This window comes from Labilithrix sp. (assembly GCA_019637155.1).
Lineage (GTDB): Bacteria > Myxococcota_A > Polyangia > Polyangiales > Polyangiaceae > Labilithrix.
The window spans coordinates 94,970-113,323 of the sequence record JAHBWE010000027.1 but is presented as its reverse complement, the minus strand read 5'-3'; the positions used below and the strand labels follow the sequence as shown (position 1 = coordinate 113,323).

The 18,354-nt window shown below is 70.6% G+C and carries 17 protein-coding genes; 9 read left to right on the top strand and 8 right to left on the bottom strand.

The genetic code is table 11. From position 1 onward, the window contains the following. Positions 1-118: 118 nt before the first annotated feature. Together KF837_40785 and KF837_40780 are read right to left on the bottom strand one after the other, a co-directional pair. Positions 119-970: a Uma2 family endonuclease gene (locus KF837_40785; GenBank protein ID MBX3233731.1), complete on the bottom strand. Its 852-nt coding sequence runs from the start codon at positions 968-970 to the stop codon at positions 119-121. Between the two features lie 185 nt (positions 971-1,155). Beyond that, positions 1,156-2,373 (bottom strand): serine/threonine protein kinase, encoded by a 1,218-nt coding sequence (locus KF837_40780; GenBank protein MBX3233730.1) that lies wholly within the window; start codon positions 2,371-2,373, stop codon positions 1,156-1,158. Positions 2,374-2,411: 38 nt separating this feature from the next. On the opposite strand from KF837_40780, the gene KF837_40775 reads away from it, so the two are divergent. After that, positions 2,412-3,032 (top strand): DUF721 domain-containing protein, encoded by a 621-nt coding sequence (locus tag KF837_40775; protein MBX3233729.1) that lies wholly within the window; start codon positions 2,412-2,414, stop codon positions 3,030-3,032. Here KF837_40775 and KF837_40770 read toward each other — a convergent pair. From KF837_40770 to KF837_40760, 3 genes are all read right to left on the bottom strand, one after another. Then, positions 2,914-3,753 (bottom strand): FHA domain-containing protein, encoded by an 840-nt coding sequence (locus tag KF837_40770; protein ID MBX3233728.1) that lies wholly within the window; start codon positions 3,751-3,753, stop codon positions 2,914-2,916. The genes KF837_40775 and KF837_40770 overlap by 119 nt on opposite strands. Before the next feature lie 202 nt (positions 3,754-3,955). Beyond that, positions 3,956-4,834 (bottom strand): FHA domain-containing protein, encoded by an 879-nt coding sequence (locus KF837_40765; protein ID MBX3233727.1) that lies wholly within the window; start codon positions 4,832-4,834, stop codon positions 3,956-3,958. A gap of 133 nt (positions 4,835-4,967) precedes the next feature. Further along, on the bottom strand, positions 4,968-5,954 hold the full coding sequence (locus KF837_40760; protein MBX3233726.1) for a hypothetical protein: 987 nt from the start codon (positions 5,952-5,954) through the stop codon (positions 4,968-4,970). Positions 5,955-6,021: 67 nt separating this feature from the next. On the opposite strand from KF837_40760, the gene KF837_40755 reads away from it, so the two are divergent. Continuing rightward, positions 6,022-6,588, top strand: a complete 567-nt coding sequence (locus tag KF837_40755) for a cobalamin ABC transporter substrate-binding protein (GenBank protein ID MBX3233725.1) — start codon at positions 6,022-6,024, stop codon at positions 6,586-6,588. 11 nt (positions 6,589-6,599) lie between these two features. Continuing rightward, a complete protein-coding gene (gene map / locus KF837_40750; protein MBX3233724.1) occupies positions 6,600-7,394 on the top strand; it encodes a type I methionyl aminopeptidase in 795 nt (264 codons plus the stop codon). On the opposite strand, the gene KF837_40745 is transcribed toward map, so the two are convergent. Next, positions 7,339-8,301 (bottom strand): NAD(P)H-binding protein, encoded by a 963-nt coding sequence (locus KF837_40745; GenBank protein MBX3233723.1) that lies wholly within the window; start codon positions 8,299-8,301, stop codon positions 7,339-7,341. The genes map and KF837_40745 overlap by 56 nt on opposite strands. A 65-nt stretch (positions 8,302-8,366) precedes the next feature. Here KF837_40745 and KF837_40740 point away from each other — a divergent pair, with 65 nt between their 5' ends. From KF837_40740 to KF837_40730, 3 genes are all read left to right on the top strand, one after another. Then, on the top strand, positions 8,367-9,245 hold the full coding sequence (locus tag KF837_40740) for a LysR family transcriptional regulator (GenBank protein MBX3233722.1): 879 nt from the start codon (positions 8,367-8,369) through the stop codon (positions 9,243-9,245). A gap of 162 nt (positions 9,246-9,407) precedes the next feature. After that, positions 9,408-11,423 carry a PQQ-binding-like beta-propeller repeat protein gene (locus KF837_40735; protein MBX3233721.1) on the top strand — a complete coding sequence of 672 codons (2,016 nt, stop codon included), beginning with the start codon at positions 9,408-9,410 and terminating at the stop codon, positions 11,421-11,423. Between the two features lie 269 nt (positions 11,424-11,692). Next, the gene (locus KF837_40730) at positions 11,693-11,842 is read left to right on the top strand and encodes a hypothetical protein (GenBank protein MBX3233720.1); all 150 of its coding nucleotides are present in this window, start codon (positions 11,693-11,695) and stop codon (positions 11,840-11,842) included. On the opposite strand, the gene KF837_40725 is transcribed toward KF837_40730, so the two are convergent. Together KF837_40725 and recN are read right to left on the bottom strand one after the other, a co-directional pair. Next, positions 11,843-12,460 (bottom strand): hypothetical protein, encoded by a 618-nt coding sequence (locus KF837_40725; GenBank protein ID MBX3233719.1) that lies wholly within the window; start codon positions 12,458-12,460, stop codon positions 11,843-11,845. Positions 12,461-12,500: 40 nt separating this feature from the next. Beyond that, positions 12,501-14,201, bottom strand: a complete 1,701-nt coding sequence (gene recN / locus KF837_40720; GenBank protein ID MBX3233718.1) for a DNA repair protein RecN — start codon at positions 14,199-14,201, stop codon at positions 12,501-12,503. A gap of 160 nt (positions 14,202-14,361) precedes the next feature. Between recN and KF837_40715 the strand changes: the two genes are divergently transcribed. Genes KF837_40715 through KF837_40705 form a run of 3 tightly spaced genes read left to right on the top strand, consistent with a single transcriptional unit; the run spans position 14,362 to position 18,342 of the window. After that, complete coding sequence (locus tag KF837_40715; GenBank protein MBX3233717.1) at positions 14,362-15,225, top strand: Fic family protein; 864 nt, start codon at positions 14,362-14,364, stop codon at positions 15,223-15,225. 7 nt (positions 15,226-15,232) lie between these two features. Beyond that, positions 15,233-16,012, top strand: a complete 780-nt coding sequence (hisF, locus tag KF837_40710; GenBank protein ID MBX3233716.1) for an imidazole glycerol phosphate synthase subunit HisF — start codon at positions 15,233-15,235, stop codon at positions 16,010-16,012. After that, positions 16,009-18,342, top strand: coding sequence for a hypothetical protein (locus tag KF837_40705; protein MBX3233715.1), 2,334 nt, complete (start codon positions 16,009-16,011; stop codon positions 18,340-18,342). The genes hisF and KF837_40705 overlap by 4 nt, the downstream gene beginning before the upstream one ends. Positions 18,343-18,354: the final 12 nt, after the last annotated feature.

Sequence of the window (18,354 nt, the reverse complement as noted above, 5' to 3'; positions counted from 1 at the left end):
GGAACAAGCTCGCGCGGGGGCATGCGCGCGAGCGCATGGGGGCCGCGGGCGGGCACGGCGGGGACGAGCTCGCGCGGGGGCATGCGCGCGACGCCGGCGCGGGAGCGGGGCGCGGGGCTTACTTCTTTGTTGTGAAGATGTTGCTGACGCTGTTGGCGGTTGCGGCGGTGATGAGCCAGCGGGAGAGCGATGCGGGATCGTCCTCCTCGTCGATTCGGGTGAGCTGGGACTTGGTCGCGTGGAGGCCGCGCGCGGTGAGGACGGCGCGCAAGCTGGCGCGAAGCGCGAGCAACCGGCCTTCTTCGCGGCCTTCTTCGCGACCCTCCTCGCGGCCTTCTTCGCGGCCCTCCTCGCGGCCCTCCTCGCGGCCCTCTTCGCGGCCCTCCTCGCGGCCGCGGTCGTGGACGTCGTCGAGGTCGCGGAATCCCTTTCGGTTGAGGAGGTTTCGTAGCGTGGCTTCGTGCGCGGCGTCGCGGTCGTATAGCGCGGCGAGGGGGACCGGGTTCGCGAGGATGCCCGGCGCGAGCAGGTCTCCGGACGTCACGACGCGGACGCGCTTGTTTCGTTCGTACACCTCGACCTTGCGCTTGCCGGTCAGGCGGACGACCCAGATGTAGCGCGTGCCGGCGGCGAGGAGCTCGGCGATCTTCTCCTGAAGGCCCACCTCGTCCTGCCCGACGTCGGCGTACTCGACCGCGAGCGGCGGAGCGGTCGACGACCAGCCCGGCTCGTCGGGGACGTTTCCGACGGACAGGTCGGGCGCGCGAAGCTCGCCCGGAGCGCGCGAGATGCCGACGTCGATCCCCGCGGAGTCGACCTTGGGATCGGTGTCGAGAACCTCACCGCCGACGAGGTTCGCCCTCCCGCCGCGCGCCCCCGTCGGCGGCGTGAAGATGGCGTGACCGTTGGAGAGCTCGTACGGATCGCCGGAGCGAAGGTGCTCGGCTCGGAACGGGCCCGGCGCGAGCATCTTTTGGCCCCTGTTCGACATGCTCATTTCCATAGCACGGAGGGAAGATGCCGGAGTGTGCGTGCGTGATGGTTGGTCGGGCGCGGAGAGCGCGCGAGGCCTCGCCGGTGAGGAGGCGGTCGCAGCGCTCCATGCGATCACCTCGCGTACGAGATGACGGTCGTGCGGACCAAATGAAGAAAGCCTCAGCGCTTCGGCCAATATCGGGGCTTCAACCAGAACGCGCCGAAGACGATGAGGCCGAGGGTGATCGTCGCGGTGATGAAGACGATGAAGAAGCGGGCGACGCTCGAGCGTGGCTTCTTCGCGGCCTTCAGGCTGCGCGAAGAGGGGGGGAGCGCGCGGCTGTCGGTCAGCGCCGGGACGCTGAGCGCGGCGCCGCTCGGCGGCGGGGAGCGGTGGATCTCGTCGAGGACCGGGCGCACGCGCGGCGACGCGAAAGGCGCGAGCGCGGCGGCGGCCTCGATCGCGGTCTGGTAGCGCTGGTCGGCCTTCTTCTCGAGGAGCTTGGAGACCACCTGGTCGAGGCCGGCGGGGACGTCGGCGCGGATCGTGGCGATCGGGACGAGCGGGTCCTTCAGGATCGCGTTGATGACCTTCGGGCCCGTCGTCGCCGGGCCGAAGGGGTGCGCGCGCGCGAGGGCCTCGTAGAGGATGAGGCCGACCGACCAGAGGTCGCCGCGACCGTCGACCGTGCGCGCGTCGAGCATCTGCTCCGGCGCCATGTACGCGACGGTGCCGACGACCGAGCCCGTGCGCGTGAGGCGCTGCGACTGCGCGTTCAGCATCTTCGAGACGCCGAAGTCGAGGACCTTCACGATCGGGATGCCGCCCGCGCCGTGGGTGAGGAACACGTTCGCGGGCTTGAGGTCGCGATGCACGATGCCGACCGCGTGCGCGTCCGCCACCGCGGCGAGGACCTGGACCACGATGTCGACCGCGTCCGCGACCGGCATGCCGCCGCTCGAGCCGTAGATCTGCTCGTGGAGGGTCTTGCCCTCCAGGTACTCCATCACGATGTAGGGGTAGCCGTGCTCGAGCACGTCGACGTCGAGGACGCGGACCACGTGCTCGCTGCGGAGGGCCGCCGTCGCCTTCGCCTCGCGGCGGAAACGCGCGGCGTCCTCTTGCCACTCCTGCTCCGTCGAGCCCTCCGACTCGGTGAGGACCTTGATCGCGACGCGTTGATCGAGGGTGAGGTGCATCGCGCGCACCACGACGCCGAAGCCGCCGCGGCCGATCTCGCGCTCGATGCGGTACTTGTCGCCGATGAAGGCGCCGGGCTTCGTGTTGGGAGGGGGACGGACCTGCGGCTCGGTCGGGAGCGCGGGCGCGCCGAGCATGCGCTCCGTCTTCGCGGGCGGCGGAATCGAACGCGGCGTCTTCCCTCGACCACCCTGCATCGGTGCGTGACCTCCGATGGTAAGATCGACGCGCGCGCATGGGCAGAGGAAAGCGGTGGGCAAGGCGTCGACTCAGTGCGCCCGAGTCCCTCGAAGAGGTGCTCGATCGCGCCGGCGAGAACCGGTTCGCGAAGCGGCAGCTGCCGATCCCGCTCGCGCGGTGGCGGGCCGCCGTCGGGCCGCGCATCGCCGACCGCGCGCGGCCGATGGAGCTCGTGCGCGGGGTCCTCGTCGTGAAGGTCGCGACCAGCGTGTGGGCGAACGAGCTCGCGATGCTCGCGCCGCAGATCGTCTCGAAGCTCGTGCAGGACCTGGGCCTCGACATCAAGTCGCTCCGCTTCCGCGTCGGGCCCCTCGACGTGGTGGAGGGGATGAAGGAGACGAGGGTCTACCGGAAGGTGCCGCCGCCCGTGCCGCTGCCGACCGACCTCGCCAAGACGATCGCGAACGTCGAGGACGACGAGCTGCGCGCGGTCATCGAGAGCGCGGCGCGCATGAACCTCGCGTGGCAGACGCCGCCCGCGACGTCGAAGCCGCCCGCTAGCGCAGCGCCGCAAGGCGCTCGAGGCCCTCGAGACGCTGGAAGAGGAAGCGCTCCGCCGGGTTATAGCGGGGCAGGTTCTGGCGCAGCATCGCGACGTACGCGCGGAGGCGATTGAGGTCCACCGCGGTGACCTTGCGCATCGCGTTGTACAGCTCGTCGATGACGTGCGCGGGGGGCGGCCGCTTCTGCGCCTGATAGAGCTCCACGACGTAGTCCGCCCAGCCGCCTTTGCCCGTCGCGGTCGCGAGCTTCGCGCTGAACTTCGCGGCCTGGTCGACGAGCGTGGGCGGGAGCGGGCGGCCGGCGCGCGTCGACTCAATGACGTCCGCGAGCGCGGAGGCGAGGAGGCGCTCGGCCTCGCCCGCCTTGCCCATCGCGAGGGCCTTCTCCGCGACGCCGGAGAGCAGCTTGAACTGGTCCGCGCGGCGGACCATGCTCGGCTCCGGGTCGGTCTCGATCGGGACGTTGAGCTGCGGCATCCCCGACGACGGCGTGTTCACGCGCATCTTCGGGAGGGTCATCTTGCCTACCCCCTGCGAGCCGCCGCCCATGCCGTCGCGGCCCGCGAGGAGGGTCAGCTCCTGCGAGCCGATGAGGATGCGGTCGCCGATCTGGATCTGGACCCGCGCGTCGATGCGGTGACCGTTGACGATCACGCCGTTGCGGCTCCCGAGGTCCTCCACCGTCACGCCGCTCGGACCGACCTCGAAGATGGCGTGCCGCCGTGAGACGAGCGGATCGTCGAGCGAGAGCTGACAGCTCGCATTCCGGCCCACCGCGAACGTGCCCTCGTTCAGCTCCAGGTCATGCTGTAGGTAGCGGAGCCGATAGCGCATCGTGGTCTACGGCGCGGAGCCCTAGGAAATAGCGGCAATCCTCGCATACATGCAAGGAAGCTTCTTCAACGCAGGGGCTGCGCCCCTGCACCCCGCTCGCACGATGCAGAAAAACGTCAGAACGTTTTTCTGCCGCGTGCTCGCTTCGCAATGCGGGCTTGCGCGGCCGCTTCGGGGGCGTCGGAGACCGACAGCGAGCGACTCAGGAGCGGCCGATATATGTGGGGGGGACGCTGGAGCGAACGCGTTCGAGGGCGGCGAGGGCGGCGACCTCGTCGGGCTGCGGTTGCAGGGTGCGCGAGTGGAGCGCGAGCGCTTCGACGGGGGCAGCCATGTCGGAGGGGAAGCGGGCGACGAGCTCGGCGAGGCGCTCGACGATGGGCTCGGGGACGACGAGCGGGACGCGGCGATAGACCTGCGCGACCCATTGGCCCCACGTGGAGTCCGAGAGCGCCATGCTCGCGCGCGCGGCGCCGTCGGCGAGCTTCGCGAGCTGGCCGCCGTCGACCGGATCGCCCCGCATGATGCGCTCCTCGACCTGCACGGTGGCGCGGCGGAGGATGCGGTTCACGTCGTCGAAGCGCTGGAGCGAGAGCGCGCGCTCGAGCACCTCGAGGAACAGCTGGACGCTCCAGATCGCCTGCGCGGCGGCGCCGAACTGGCCGCTCAGCGTCTCCTCGTCGAGCGCCTCGGTCGCGCCGCAGTTCGGGCACGCCCCCGCCTCTTGTGGGTAAGGCATGCGGCAGCGCGCGCAGTGGCGGAGGAAGCCGGTCGTCTTCGCGGTGGCGTTGGGCGCCTGCTCGACGCGGCAGAACACGAGCTCCTGGGTGCCGATGCGGAGGCGGTCGTTGTCTTTGAGCTCGGTCGGCTCCTTGATCGGAGCGCCGTTCAATTTCACGCCGTTACGACTGTTCAAGTCGTAGAGGACGGCGCGATCGCCGTCGAGCACGATGCGCGCGTGATGACGCGAGACGAGGGGGTCCTCGATCGTCACGTGACAGTCGGAGCTTCGCCCGAGGATGGTCGCCCCCCTTGGGAGGTCGAACTCCTGAAGCAGAAACCGCAGACGATACCGAGCCACTCGTTCTCCCGCGCATCCAGACCAAAAGAAGCCGGACTCTGGCGAGTATACCGACCTCCCCCCAAGCTGTCATGCTCTCACTCGGGTGACGCGCGCGCGCTCACGGCCGAGGTAGGTACGCGACTCTACTTCTCTACTTCTTCTTGGGGGGAGCCGGCTTCTTGCCCGAGGCGGACGCGGAGGGCGCGGCGTTCGGATCGGGGCGGCCGCGCGTGACGGCGACGATCGACGGATCGAGCTCGTTCGGGTCGGAGGGCTTGTTGGGACGGAGCGCCGCGAGGTTCGAGAGGACGGAGAGGTCCTCGATCGCGACGCCGACCATGCCCTCGTTCGTGCGGTCGACCGCGCGGAGGTGGCTCCGCCCGTCCTTCCAGTCGGTGGTCGGCTTGTCGATCCCCTTCTCCGGGTTCGGCTGGAGCGAGCGGCCGGAGGCGTTGAGCGTCGCGTTGATCTTGGCGACCGCCTCCTGGTAGCTGCCGCCCATCAGGCCGCTCTGGAACGGAACCTCGTCGTACATCTTCCAGAGCTTGTCGTTGATGAAGAAGTAAAAGCGCTTCTTGCCCTTCCGCTCGAGCCACATGAGCGACTCTTTGTTGCGGTAGGTGTACTCCTTGTTGAGGCCGGTCGAGTCGTAGCCGGTCGGCGTGGCGCCGAACTCGATGTAGCTCCGGCCGAAGGCGCCCTTCACCGACTCGCGCTCCGCCTCGAGCGCCGTCTGCTCCGGGCCGACGCGCGCCTTCGCGAGCTTCTCGTCGTAGTCCTTCCAGATCACGCCGCCGGTCTGCGTGAACTGCTTCTGCAGCTCCGCGTGCGTGATGCCCCACTGCACGCCCTCCTGGAAGGTCGCGAGGGTCGGGACCTGCGGCGCTTCCCCTCCCTTGCTCTTCACCGGCGGGCCGGAGGGCGTGGAGAAGTCCTCACCGCCGCCCCCGCCGCTGCTCGACTTGCCGGACTGGTAAGCGGAGCCCGACGACGACGAGCCCTCGGACAGCGGATCGGGCGGACCGTTGTCGGCGGCCTGCCTGGGCGGCTCTTTCGGCCCGCAGGCGAACGCCGCCGCCATCGCGGCAACGAGGAAACCGGGGCCGAAGCCCTTACGAAGGACCGAGCGCGCGTTCATGGATCGGACGGTAACACAGTGGTTCGAAACCTCGCCAACAGCCGGCGCCGCTGGTAGAGGAGGACCGATGGTCTCGTGTCGTCGGCTCCTCCTCTCGAGCTTCGTGGTGGTCACGGCCACCACGCTCGCGGCCTGCGGAGACGGCCCGGGCGCGAGCGATCCGAGCCGGCAGGTCTCGAGCTACCAGGGCCGGCACGCGGACCTGTTCGACGACTCGATCGACCCCGCCGCGGTCGGGCTCGACTTCGACAAGGGCTACGCGCCCCGGCTCGACAAGGCGCTCCGCGAGCGCACCCAGATCGGCGACGCCGTCCTCCGCGTCCGCGTCGCGACGGTGACGGCGAAGACCGACGGGCCGGAGGCGACCTACCAGCTCGGGCTCCACACGGTCGAGAAGCTCACCGGCAAGAACCCACCGCCGACCGACTTCACGCTCCAGATCGACAAGACGAGCGAGTCGCACGGCATCCTCAAGAACTTCGAGAGCAGGCTCGTCGGCTACGCATTCATCGCGTTCGTCCGCGAGTTCTCGCACGGCGACGAGCGCACGGTGCACTTTCACCTCGCGCCGGACACGAAGGAAGTAAAGACCGCGGTCGGCGACGCGCTGATCATGGGCGAGTTCAAGCAGTAAGGCAGGTAGTCGTGGCGATCGAGATCAAGAGCGCGAAGGAGATCGAGGCGATGCGCGTCGCGGGCCGGATGGCGGCCGAGACGCTCGTGATGATCGGCGAGAAGCTCCGCGCCGGCATGACGACGGACGACATCAACACGCTCGTCCACGAGGACACGGTGCGCCGCGGCGCGCGCCCTGCCCCGCTCAACTACCGCGGCTTCCCGAAGAGCGTGTGCACGTCGATCAACGACGTCGTCTGCCACGGCATCCCGGACGGGCAGCAGCTCAAGAACGGGGACATCATCAACGTCGACATCACGACGTTCCACGACGGCTTCCACGGCGACACGTCGGCGACGTTCTACATCGGCACGCCGAGCCCCGACGCGCGCAAGGTGGTGGAGGTCGCGCGGCGCTCGCTCGAGCTCGGCATCGCGGAGGTCAAGGACGGCGCGCGCCTCGGCGACATCGGCGCGGCGATCCAGGAGTACGTCGAGTCGCAGGGCTGCAGCGTGGTGCGCGACTTCGTGGGGCACGGCATCGGCCGCCGCTTCCACGAGGATCCGCAGGTGAAGCACTACGGCAAGCGCGGCTCCGGCGAGCGCATCAAGGCGGGGATGATCTTCACGATCGAGCCGATGGTGAACCTGGGTCGCTACGAGGTGGTCATCGATCCGGTCGACAACTGGACCGTCACGACCGCGGACGGCTCGCTCAGCGCCCAGTTCGAGCACACCTGCCTCGTCACGAAGACGGGCGTCGAGATCCTCACCGCGCGGTCGAAGAAGCTTCGGCTGAGCGAAGACGTCGCGATGATCCTTTAGCTTTCGCGGGCCAGCGCGTCTCGGCCCACGCGAGCGTCGTCGCCACCGCCTCGTCCCACGGCGTCGGCTCGAGGCCGTGCTCGCGCCGGATCTTCGCGTCGTCGAGGACGAACGGCTGCTCCCACTGGTAGGTCATCTCCGCGAGCTCGCGCATCGTCGGCGCGACGACGCCGGCGACGCGGAGGAGCCAGGTCGGGATCGTGGAGATGGGGATGTCGCGGCCGAAGCGCGCGACGACGGCGCGCGTGCTCTCCGCCGGCTGCACCGGCAGCATGTAGACGCCTCGTGCGTCGGCCTTCGCCCCGAGCGCGACGAGGCCGCGCGCGACGTCCGGCGTGTACGAGTACGAGTGCGGCTGATCCGGATCGCCGAAGAGCTGCGCGGAGCGACCGGCGAGGACGCGCGAGAAGAAGTGCTCGCCGAGGATCGACTGCGGCGTGTCGGGGCCGAAGAAGTCGGCCGCGCGCGCGACGACGGCGCCGGCGTCGAGGAGGAGCGTCCCCGCCTCCGCGCGGAGGCGGCCCTTCTTCGAGCGCGGCGTGAGCGGCGAGCCCTCGTGCATGCGCGCGGTGTCCCCGTACATGTAGAGGTTGTCGAGCGCGACGAGCCGTGCGCCCGAGCGCGCGACGCCGCCGAGGACGCCGCGGACCATCGGCAGGAGCAGCTCCGGCCAGCGATCGTAGGGCGGGTTCACGCACGAATACACGACGGACGCGCCGGCGGTAGCGCGCGCGACGGCGTCGGGATCGCGCACGTCGGCGGTGACCGCCTCGACGCCGCGCACGCGCGGGGGCGTCGCGCTCTGGCGGACGACGCGGACGCGGTGACCGGCGGCGAGGAGGAGCTGCGCGACGCGGGGTCCGACCTGACCCGCGCCGAGGACGACGTGGAGCTCGCTGGTGTTCATGGATGGATCTTGGGTCTTGCACGGGCGCATTGCCATTTGCGTTTTCGAGTGGTCGCATTGCATCCATGCAAGACTGGGAGCAGGTGCGCCTCTTCCTCGCGGTGACGCGCGGTGGATCCCTCGCCGGCGCCGCGGCGCGCCTGGGCGTCGACGTGTCGACCGTGAGCCGGCGGCTCGATCGCCTCGAGGAAGAGGTCGGCGCGCCCGTCTTCGATCGCACGCGCGACGGGACCACGCCGACGTCGCTCGGCGAGCAGCTCCTCGCCGCGGCGGAGCGAATGGAGCTCGCCGCGATCGAGTTCGGGGCGGAGGGGGCGAAGGTGGAGACCGAGGTGGAGGGCGTCGTCCGCATCACGGTGCCGCCGGGTATCGCGGACGCGTTCGTCGCGCCGAGGCTCGCGCGGCTCCACGCGCGTCACCCGCGCCTCGTGATCGAGCTCGACGCGTCGGTGGGGTACGCCGACCTCACGCGGCGCGAGGCCGACATCGCGATCCGCGCGCTGCGGCCGACCGGCGGCGACCTCGTCGTGACGAAGCTCGTGACCGCGCGCGCGGCGCCGCTCGCGTCCGTCGCGTACGCGCGGAAGCTCGGTCCGCTGCGGCGCTTCGAGGACGCGCGGTGGATCACGTGGGACCGTGACCTCGCGCACCTGCCGGACGGCGCGTGGTTGCGGAGGCACGGAGCCGCGGCGCCGATCGTGCTCCGCACGAGCCACTTCGCGAGCCAGCTCGCCGCGGCGCGCGCGGGGCTCGGGATCGTCCTCGCGGCGGAGCCGTTCGCGCGCGACGGGCTCGTCGCGGTGAAGCCGGGGCGCGCGCTGAAGGAGGCGTGGGCCGACCTCCCCTCCGGCTCGCTCTGGCTCGTCGGCCATCGCGCGCTGCGTCATGTCCCGCGGGTCGCGGCGGCCTGGAGCTTCGTCCTCGAGACCTTCGGAGCAGGCTGAAAATGCGTCTGTTTGCGCGGGAATTATGGATGCAATTTCATGTAAATACGAATTGAGACGTCAATGATCGGCGGTGCGGGTGGGGTCCGGGTTGCCCGCCCCCGGTCGGGTGCTACCACCTTCGCTCACATGCGCCCCATTGCTCTTCTCGCGTCGGTCGGCTTGTTCTCTCTCGCAGCCTCGGGCCTCGCGGCCTGCTCGACCGATACGGGGGAGGAGGCGGCGAAGGACGAGGCGCAGCAGATCGCCTCCAACGTGCACGTGCTCTCGTCGAAGAACGACACGGCGCGCACCGGTCACAACGCGCAGGAGCGCATCCTCAACACCGCCAACGTGCGGTCGTCGATGTTCGGCCGCATCTTCAGCCGCCCGATCGACGGGCAGGCGTATGCGCAGCCGCTCTACGCGAGCAACGTCAACGGCAAGAACCTCGTCTTCGTCGCGACGGAGCACAACTCGGTCTACGCGTTCGACGCGGACGACACGCGCGCGGAGGCGCCGCCGGTCTGGCACAAGAACTTCGGTCCGTCCCTCCCCGCGGCGGACACCGGCTGCGGCCTCCTCGGTCCCGAGATCGGCATCACCTCCACGCCCGTCATCGACCTGGCGTCGAAGACGATGTGGTTCACGACGCGGAACAAGGAGAACGGCCGCCCCGTCCACAAGCTCCACGCGCTCGACATCGCGACCGGCGAACCGCGCGCGAGCTCGCCGACGGTCATCACGGCGAAGGCGCGCGGCAACGGCGACGAGTCGGTCGGCGGCGTCATCACGTTCAACCCGCTGAAGCAGATGCAGCGCCCCGGCCTCCTCAAGGTCGGCAACGAGATCGTGATCGGCTTCGCGTCGCAGTGTGACATCGCCCCGTACCACGGCTGGCTCCTCGGCTACGACGCGACGACGCTCCAGCAGAACCGCGTCCACATCACGACGCCGAACGGCGGCGAGGGCGGCATCTGGAACGGCGGCGTCGGCATCAACGCGGACGAGAACGGCGACATCTACTTCACCGCCGCCGACGCGTACGACCGCTCGACGACGGGCCCCTGGAACGGCGAGGGCAACGAGGCGGACAGCATCGTTCGCCTCCACGACACCGGCACGGGCTGGGAGAAGGTCACGAGCTTCATGCCGTTCGACCACCGCACGGTCGGCCCGCAGGACCTCTCGCTCGGCAACGGCGGCGGCATCCTGATCCCGGGGACGAAGCTCTACGTCGCGGGCGACAAGCGCGGCGTGAACTTCCTCGTGAACCGCGACAACATGGGCGGCACCGCGGACAACGACTCGCAGATCGTCCAGAAGTGGCAGGGCTCGCGCGCCGGCGCGTGGGGCGGCGGCGCGTACTACCGCACCGGGCCGAACACGGGCATCTACTACCAGTGGGGCCGCGGCGACGGCCTCCGCGGCTACCTCTTCGACGGCGAGAAGTTCAACACGACCGCGATGGTCAACACGACCACGGGCACCGGTTACCCGGGCGTCACGCTCTCGCTCTCGTCCGACGGCAACAACCCCGGCACCGCGATCGTGTGGGGCGTCCGCGGCAAGCGCACGAGCGCGGGCCTCGCGGCCACCACCGGCCTCGCGGCGCTCGAGGCGTACGACGCGCTCGACGTGACGAAGAAGCTCTACTCCTCCGACGAGGTCGCGAGCGACCAGCTCGGCCAGGGCACGAAGTTCGCCCCGCCGACGATCGCGAACGGCAAGGTCTTCGTCGGCACCTCGTCGAACCAGCTCGTCGTGTACGGCCTCCGCAACGGCGCCGGCCCGGTCACGCCGCCGCCGGTCACGGAGGACGCGGGCCCCGGCCCGGGTCCGGGCCCCGGTCCCGTCACCGACGCGGGCCCCGCGCCGAGCGACGCGCCGACGTGGGACGAGATCTACTCGAAGATCCTCGGCCCGGGCACGCCCGGCCACTGCTCCGGCACCGGCGGCTGCCACACGCAGCTCAAGGGCGGCTTCAAGTGCGGCACGAACAAGGATGATTGCTACGCCGGCCTCGTCGCGGCGCGCCTCATCAACCCGGCGAGCCCGGCGACCTCGACGCTCATCAACGAGAACGAGTCTCCCCTCGCCTGGTTCGGCGGCGGCATGCCCATCGACAACCCGGTCCCGAACGACGCCGCGAAGGAGCAGCTCACCGCCTGGGTCCTCGCCGGCGCGAAGAAGGACTGAGGCTTTCTGGTTCGAGAGAGGCTCTCTGGTTCGAGAGAGGCTCTGCCTCTCTCGAGCTCTCTCCGCCGGGGGTATCTCTCTGGTTCGAGAGAGGCTCTGCCTCTCTCGAGCTCTCTCCGCCGGGGGTATCTCCGCGCGCGGGGCGCGCTCCGACGCCCCCGGACCCCCGCAGAGAGAGAGTCCTCTGGCGGCGTCGGATTTGGCGGCGCGGGCCCTGCCTGGTGGGCGGGGTTCGGTGTTTTGTGGTCCTGGATTGCGTCCGGGTGGGCGTGCGTTTCTCCTGCTTGGTGCACGTCACCGTCGAATACGAACGCGGCTCCGGCGGCACGGGTGACGCGTTCGAGGCGTTCGCGCGCTTCGACATCTTCGACGCCGACGTCCCCACTACGAACGCGGCGGTCCGCAGTCCTCCGCGCTGATCACTCCGGGTCGACGACCTGCGCCGCGTCCCACAGCTCGAGGTACTTCCCACGCACCGACGCATCGACGCGGTCGGCGAGATCGCGCGGGAGCCCGGCATGCTTGATGAGCTCCAGCACGTCCGCGATGTCCTTGAGGCGATGGGGCGCCGAGAGACCGGACGCGAGCTTGAGATCGACGAGCTTCTCGACGGGAAGGAGCGCGACACGCTCACCACGAATCGCGACCGAAGGGTCGGGGAAGCGGACCGGCTTCGGCTTCCCGTCGCCGGGATAGTCACCCGCGATCAGCACGTCGATGAGCACGTCGTTCTCCGTGTCGCGAAGCCCCTTGCTCCCTGGAAACTTTTCGACGTACCCGCGACCGAGCCGCTCCCGCTTGAACCTCTCGAGCCCGTCGCGCGTCAGGAGGACGTCCACATCGCTGGTCATCCGTACGTAGCCGTGCTCGTTCAGGGCCATGGCGTCGGCGATGGCGTAGGGGATTCCGAGCTCGTCGAGCGTCGCGGCGAGCTTGACGAGCGCTCGCTGAACGTCAGCGGTTCCCATGAAGAACTCCGTCGCGCGCTTGGCGGCGGACCAGAACGCAGCCTCGCGTTCGCGGGGAAGCTGGCTCATCGTGAGAGCGTAGCACTGGTGTGCAGCGGCGCATGGCGGGCTACTTTCGCGCGCCGAGGAGCTCTTGCGCGGCGCGGCGGGCGGCTTCGCCGACGCGGACGCCGCCGATCATGCGCGCGATCTCGGCGACGCGGTCGGCGTCCTTCAGCTTGCGCACGCTGCTCGTCGTGCGGCCCTTCGCCTCCGTTTTGTCGACGACGTATTGCTCGTCCGCGAGCGCCGCGATCTGCGGGAGGTGGGTGATGCAGAGGACCTGGCGGTGACGCGCGACGTCCGCGATCGCGCGGCCGATGACCTCCGCGATCGCGCCCGACACGCCCGCGTCGACCTCGTCGAAGACGTAGAGCCCCGCCGGTCCCTTCTCCGCGAGCACCCGCTTCAGCGCGAGGAGCGCGCGCGAGAGCTCGCCGCCGGAGGCGATGCGACGGAGCGGCCGCGGGTCCTCGCCCTTGTTCGGCGCGATGAGGAACTCGACGCGATCGATGCCGCTCGACGTGAGGCGCGCGCCGTCGACGGGAGGGAGCTCGCTCGCGCCCGGCGCCGGCACCGGCGACACGTCGACGACGACGCGCGCGCGGCCCATGCCGAGGCCCGCGAGCTCACGGCCGATCGCGTCCGCGAGCTTCGCCGCCGCGTCACGCCGCTTGCGCGAGAGCGTGCGCGCCTCCGACGCGACGGCGGCGAGACAGGCCTCGCGCTTCGCCTCGAGCTCGGCGAGCAGCTTGTCCGCGCCCGCGAGCTCGGCGACCTGCCGCTTCAGGTCGTCGCGGTGCGCGACGAGCTCCACGGTCGTGGGGCCGTGCTTGCGGAGCAGCTTCTGCAGGCGGAACCAGCGATCGTCGATCTCCGCGAGCCGCTCCGGGTTCGCCTCGATGCCGGCCGCGTAACGCGCGAGCGCGCGGGCGACGTCGCCGAGCTCGCTCCGCGCCGCATCGACCGAGCGCGCGAGCGGCGTGAGGCTCGGATCGATCGCCGCCGCCGCGTCGAGCTCCGTCGACACCCGCGCGAGCTGATCGCACACCGCCTCTTCTCCTTCGTAGAGACGATCGGCCGCGCCCTGCGTCGCGTTCGTCAGCTTCTCGGCGTGACGAAGACGCGCGCGCTCGCTCTCGAGGTCCGCTTCTTCGCCCGCGGCGGGGCTCAGCTCCTCGATCTCGCGGAGCTGGAAGGCGAGGAAGTCCTCGCGCTCGGCGCGATCGCGCTCCGCCTCGCGCACGCGCTCGATCTCCCGCACGATCGCGGCGAGCTCCGCGACCTTCTCGCTCAGCCCGTCCCGCAGAATCTCGAGGCGGCCGTACGCGTCGAGGTACTCGAGGTGCGTGCCCGGATCGGTGAGGCTCACGCTCTCGTGCTGCGAGGCGATATCGCAGAGGTCCGGCGCGAGCTCCGCGAGCTGCGCCGCGGTCGCGACCTTGCCGTTGAGGAACGCGCGGCTCCGCCCCTCCGCTTGCACGACGCGTCGCACGACGAGCTCGCCGTCGAAGGGCACCCCCGCCGCTTCGAGCTTCGCCGACACGCGCGAGCCGGGCTCGATCTGGAAGAGCGCGGCGACCTCCGCTTCGCGCACGCCGGCGCGGACGATCTCCGGGCGCGCGCGGCCGCCGAGCACGAGCGCGAGCGCGTCGACGACCATCGACTTGCCCGCCCCCGTCTCGCCGGTGAGCACGTTGAACCCGGGTCCGAGCTCGAGGACCTGATGATCGATGAGGACGACGTTGTCGATCGTGAGGGAGAGGAGCATGGACCATTGTCCAGTAACTGAACATTTGAACAGATGCCAGTCCTTGTCCGCAAATCTTTCGCGCACCTTTGACCACACCTAGATAACCATTTGTATTCAGGCGAGTATTCCGCGATTTGTTGACGATCGCGGCACCCGGCCACTACGGTGCGCCCCCGGCATGGCCGCGAAAGCTTCACCGAAAACCGCCAAGAAGGCGGAGGCACCTCGCCCCAAGCGGTCCGCCCCTCCGGCGGTCAAGGTCGCGCCGCCGCCGAAGCCGCTCACCACCGAGGAGCGGGTCGCCAAGCTGGAGGAGCGCCTCCTCGCCGCGGGGCCCGAGTTCCAGAAGAGCTACCGCGACGGGCTCGACATGTCGTGGATCTACCATGACAGCGCGCTCGAAGGCTCCGTCTACACCGGCCAGGAGCTCCGCGCCGCGATCGATCCCGAGGCCGCGCTCGCGACCGACTCGAGCATCCAGCCGATCGCCGAGGAGATCCGCCGGCACCGCGAGGCCCTCGACTTCATCCGCGACTACGCGACGAAGAAGAAGCTGCCGATCAACGTCGACATCGTGAAGAAGATCTACCTCATCCTCCATCCGGAGGAGGGGGACATCAAGACGGTGAAGTACCGGAAGGACATCCCGCAGCACCGCCTCTACTTCCACGAGTACGCCCCGCCCGACAAGATCGCGCACAAGGTCCGGCAGATCCTCGAGTGGACGGTCGACCCCGAGACGCGCCGCACGCGGAGCCCCGTCCGCATCGCCGCGCGCGCGCACTACGATCTCCTGCGCATCTTCCCCTTCGCCACCGACAGCGGGAAGGTCGCGCGCCTCCTCATGAACCTCATCCTCCTTCGCCACGGCTATCCGCCGGCGATCGTCCACTCCACCGAGCGCCAGCGCTACTACGAGGCGCTCAAAGGCTCGAGCGCGACGATGACGCAGATCGTCCAGGAGTCGATCGAGAACAACCTCGGCTCGGTGGAGAAGCTCCTCGAGATCCACGAGAGCAAGGGCTACACGATCCGCGTGTGAGCCCCTCATGCTCACGAAGCGGATCATCCCCTGCCTCGACGTTAAAGACGGGCGCGTCGTCAAAGGCGTGCAGTTCGTCGATCTCGTCGACAAAGGGGACCCCGCCGAGCACGCGCGCCGCTACGACGAGGAGGGCGCGGACGAGATCACGCTCCTCGACATCACCGCCACGCACGAGGGCCGGCGCGCGATGCTCGACGTCGTCGCCCGCACCGCCGACGCGACGTTCACCCCCCTCACCGTCGGCGGCGGCGTCACCGACGAGGCCGGGGTGGAGGCGCTCCTCGAGGCCGGCGCCGACAAAGTGAGCCTCAACTCGGCGGCGGTGCGCGATCCGGGCCTCGTCGAGCGCTGCGCCAAGCGCTGGGGAACGCAGGCGATCGTCGTCGCGGTCGACGTGAAGCGCGCGGAGACGCCGCGAAGTTGGGACGTCTACGTCCGGGGTGGTAGGACGAAGACGGATCTTTCGGCGACGGACTGGGTCAAGCGTGTCATCGATCTCGGCGCCGGAGAGATCCTCCTCACCAGCATGGACCGCGACGGAACGCTTGCCGGCTACGATCTCGAGCTCCTCCGGGCCATCCGCGGGCTCGCCTCGGCGCCGGTGATCGCGTCCGGCGGCGCGGGCACGCTCGACCACCTCGCCGAGGCCGCGCTCGAAGGAGCGAGCGGCATCCTCGCGGCGTCGATCTTCCACGACGGCACGTTCACGATCGGCCAGGCGAAGGCCCACCTCGCCGCGCGCGGGCTGCCGATGCGCATCGACGCGCGAGAGGCCGCTTCGTGAGCTCGCTCGAGGCCTCGATCACGCTCGACGACGTGTTCGCGGTCGTCTCCGCGAAGCGCGTCCCGCTCGCGGCGGAGCTCGCGGGGTACCTCGCGCTCGAGATCGCCGACGGCACCGACGCGGGCAGCGGCGACGTCGACCCGAAGACGGTGTTCATCAGCGAGGAGGGCACCGTCGCGCTCGTCCGCCCGAAGAAGGCGACCACCACCGGCGACGCCGAGGCGAGCGTCCGCCAGCTCCTCGTGCGCCTCCTCGAAGCGAGCGGCTCGAGCACCCCCGCGCTCGGCCAGGCCGCGAAGCGCAAGCCCGGCAACGGCCTCCCCGCCCTCGTCGAGGAGCTCGAGGCCGCCCTCATCCCGGTGAACCGCGCCGCCGGCCGCCGCGCGCTCGCCCGCCTCTCGCGCGAGGTGAAGCGCGTCACCCAGGGCGTCGGCCGCAACGCCTCCGCCGCCCCCCTCCCCTCGAAGCAGGACCCCCCCAAAGCAAGCCCCCCCTCCAAGCAGGACCCCGCCAAGCACGACCCCCCCAAGCACGACCCCCCCAAACAGGACCCCGCCAAGCACGAGGGGTCGCGAAGCGACACGAGCGCCCAGCGCGAGGGCCGGGGCGGCGGTGGCGCGTCGGGCCGAAGCCCCGACGTTGAGGCAGAGCCAAGCGAGGGCTCCCAGACGCGGTCGCAAAGCGACACGAGCGCCCAGCGCGAGGGCCGGGGCGGCGGTGGCGTGTCGGGCCGAAGCCCCGACGTTGAAGCCAGCGACGGGCCCCAGACGCGGCCGCCACAGCGGTCGCGAAGCGACCCGAGCGCGCAGCGCGAGGGCCGTGTCTGGGGTGGGGGTGTCGGGGGCGAAGCCCCCGACGTTGAAGACCAAGACCCCAAGCACGATCCCTTCGCGCCGACGCCCGTCGCGCCGAAGCCGAAGACCACGTCGATACCGCCGCCGCCCGTGAAGAGCGCGGCGTCGGGTCCGCCGCCGCCTCCGCCGCAGCCTCAGCGGCCGCCCGGCCCGCCGAGCGCGCTCCACGGCCTCGAAGAGCACGCGCGCGCAGCGGACGCGTCGCCGGCGCCGCGCGTCCGGAACGACGCGGTCGACGAGCTCCTCGGATCGTTCGGGGTCTCGAACGTGGCCGAGGACCGCCAGCTCGCGCGCGACCTCAAATCGATGGCGGGCCTCGCGCCGACGCCGTCCGCCCCCGACGCGCGCACGCTCGCCGAGCTCGCCGACGACGTCGGCCGCGGCCCCCTCCCGCGCGACCGCGAGCGCGAGGGAGAGAGCGTCGACGCGCTCCTCGCGATGGCCGACGCGAGCCTGCCCGCGCCGGACGTCAGCGCGAACGACGCGCTGCCGCCCGTCAACGCGAAGAAGAAGAGCGGCCCGCCGAGCCCGCTCTTCGGGGACGCACCGAAGACCGGCGCCGCCGCCGCGGGCGCGCCCGCCGTCCTCCGCGGCAACTCGACGCCGCCCGCCTCACGGACGGACGAGCCGGAGCCGAAGAAGGAGAAGGAGGCCCTCAAGCGCACGAGCCCGGCGGAGGAGAGCGATCCCGCCGCCGCGACGCAGCGACGCCGCTCGATCCACGACGCCCCGCGCGCCCCGAAGACGAGCATGGGGATCCTCGTCTTTTTGCTCCTCCTCCTCGGCGGGGCGACCATTGCAATCTACAAGTATGCGCCGCACGTCTTCGTCGGGAAGAAGCCCGCGCCGATCACGCCGGCGATCCCCGTCTCCGGCGCGCCGGCCCCCAACGCTCCCGCGTGCCGGCTCACGCTCGTCGTCACGGACGTGCCGGCGAAGGCCGAGGTGCTGCTCCGCGTGGGCCAGGCCCCGGTCGACGTCGACCAGATGCCGGTCGGCGCCCGCCTCGAGCTCGTCGCGACGGCGGAGGGCTACGCGCCGCGCCGCGCCGTCATCCCCGCCGAGTCGGTCTGGGACAAAGGCTCGGACGGCAAGCCGCGCATCGAGGTCCCGATCCAGCTCGATCCGTCGCGGCCGAAGCCGGGCACTGTCGATCCCTGGCCGCCGGCCGAGCCGAACAGCGACGTGGGCGGCTCGGGCAGCGCCGGCACCGTGCACGTCGTCTCCAACGTGCGCGGCGCGGAGGTCTGGCTCCTCGCGGGCCCCGGCCCCGACGGCCGCGCGAGAATCGAACAGCGGTGCGACGGCGACATCGACATCCTCGTCGCGGCGCCCTCCAGCGACAAACCGGAGAAGGACAAGGACAAGACCCCGGTCCGGAAGCGCATCCACGTGAGCGACGAGCAGATCGCCGCCGCCGCGCCGGACACGAAGGGGAACAAGATCGTGACGGTCAGCGCGGTGACTGGGCCTTGACCGCGGGCCCGA

What these genes read in the sequence shown, in the direction of transcription:
- KF837_40785 (MBX3233731.1), bottom strand. Translation starts at nt 970, where the DNA reads ATGCTCGCGCCGGGCCCGTTCCGAGCCGAGCACCTTCGCTCCGGCGAT.
- KF837_40780 (MBX3233730.1), bottom strand. Translation starts at nt 2,373, where the DNA reads ATGCAGGGTGGTCGAGGGAAGACGCCGCGTTCGATTCCGCCGCCCGCG.
- KF837_40775 (MBX3233729.1), top strand. Translation starts at nt 2,412, where the DNA reads ATGGGCAGAGGAAAGCGGTGGGCAAGGCGTCGACTCAGTGCGCCCGAG.
- KF837_40770 (MBX3233728.1), bottom strand. Translation starts at nt 3,753, where the DNA reads ATGCGCTATCGGCTCCGCTACCTACAGCATGACCTGGAGCTGAACGAG.
- KF837_40760 (MBX3233726.1), bottom strand. Translation starts at nt 5,954, where the DNA reads ATGAACGCGCGCTCGGTCCTTCGTAAGGGCTTCGGCCCCGGTTTCCTC.
- KF837_40755 (MBX3233725.1), top strand. Translation starts at nt 6,022, where the DNA reads ATGGTCTCGTGTCGTCGGCTCCTCCTCTCGAGCTTCGTGGTGGTCACG.
- KF837_40745 (MBX3233723.1), bottom strand. Translation starts at nt 8,301, where the DNA reads ATGAACACCAGCGAGCTCCACGTCGTCCTCGGCGCGGGTCAGGTCGGA.
- KF837_40740 (MBX3233722.1), top strand. Translation starts at nt 8,367, where the DNA reads ATGCAAGACTGGGAGCAGGTGCGCCTCTTCCTCGCGGTGACGCGCGGT.
- KF837_40725 (MBX3233719.1), bottom strand. Translation starts at nt 12,460, where the DNA reads ATGAGCCAGCTTCCCCGCGAACGCGAGGCTGCGTTCTGGTCCGCCGCC.
- recN (MBX3233718.1), bottom strand. Translation starts at nt 14,201, where the DNA reads ATGCTCCTCTCCCTCACGATCGACAACGTCGTCCTCATCGATCATCAG.
- KF837_40715 (MBX3233717.1), top strand. Translation starts at nt 14,362, where the DNA reads ATGGCCGCGAAAGCTTCACCGAAAACCGCCAAGAAGGCGGAGGCACCT.
- hisF (MBX3233716.1), top strand. Translation starts at nt 15,233, where the DNA reads ATGCTCACGAAGCGGATCATCCCCTGCCTCGACGTTAAAGACGGGCGC.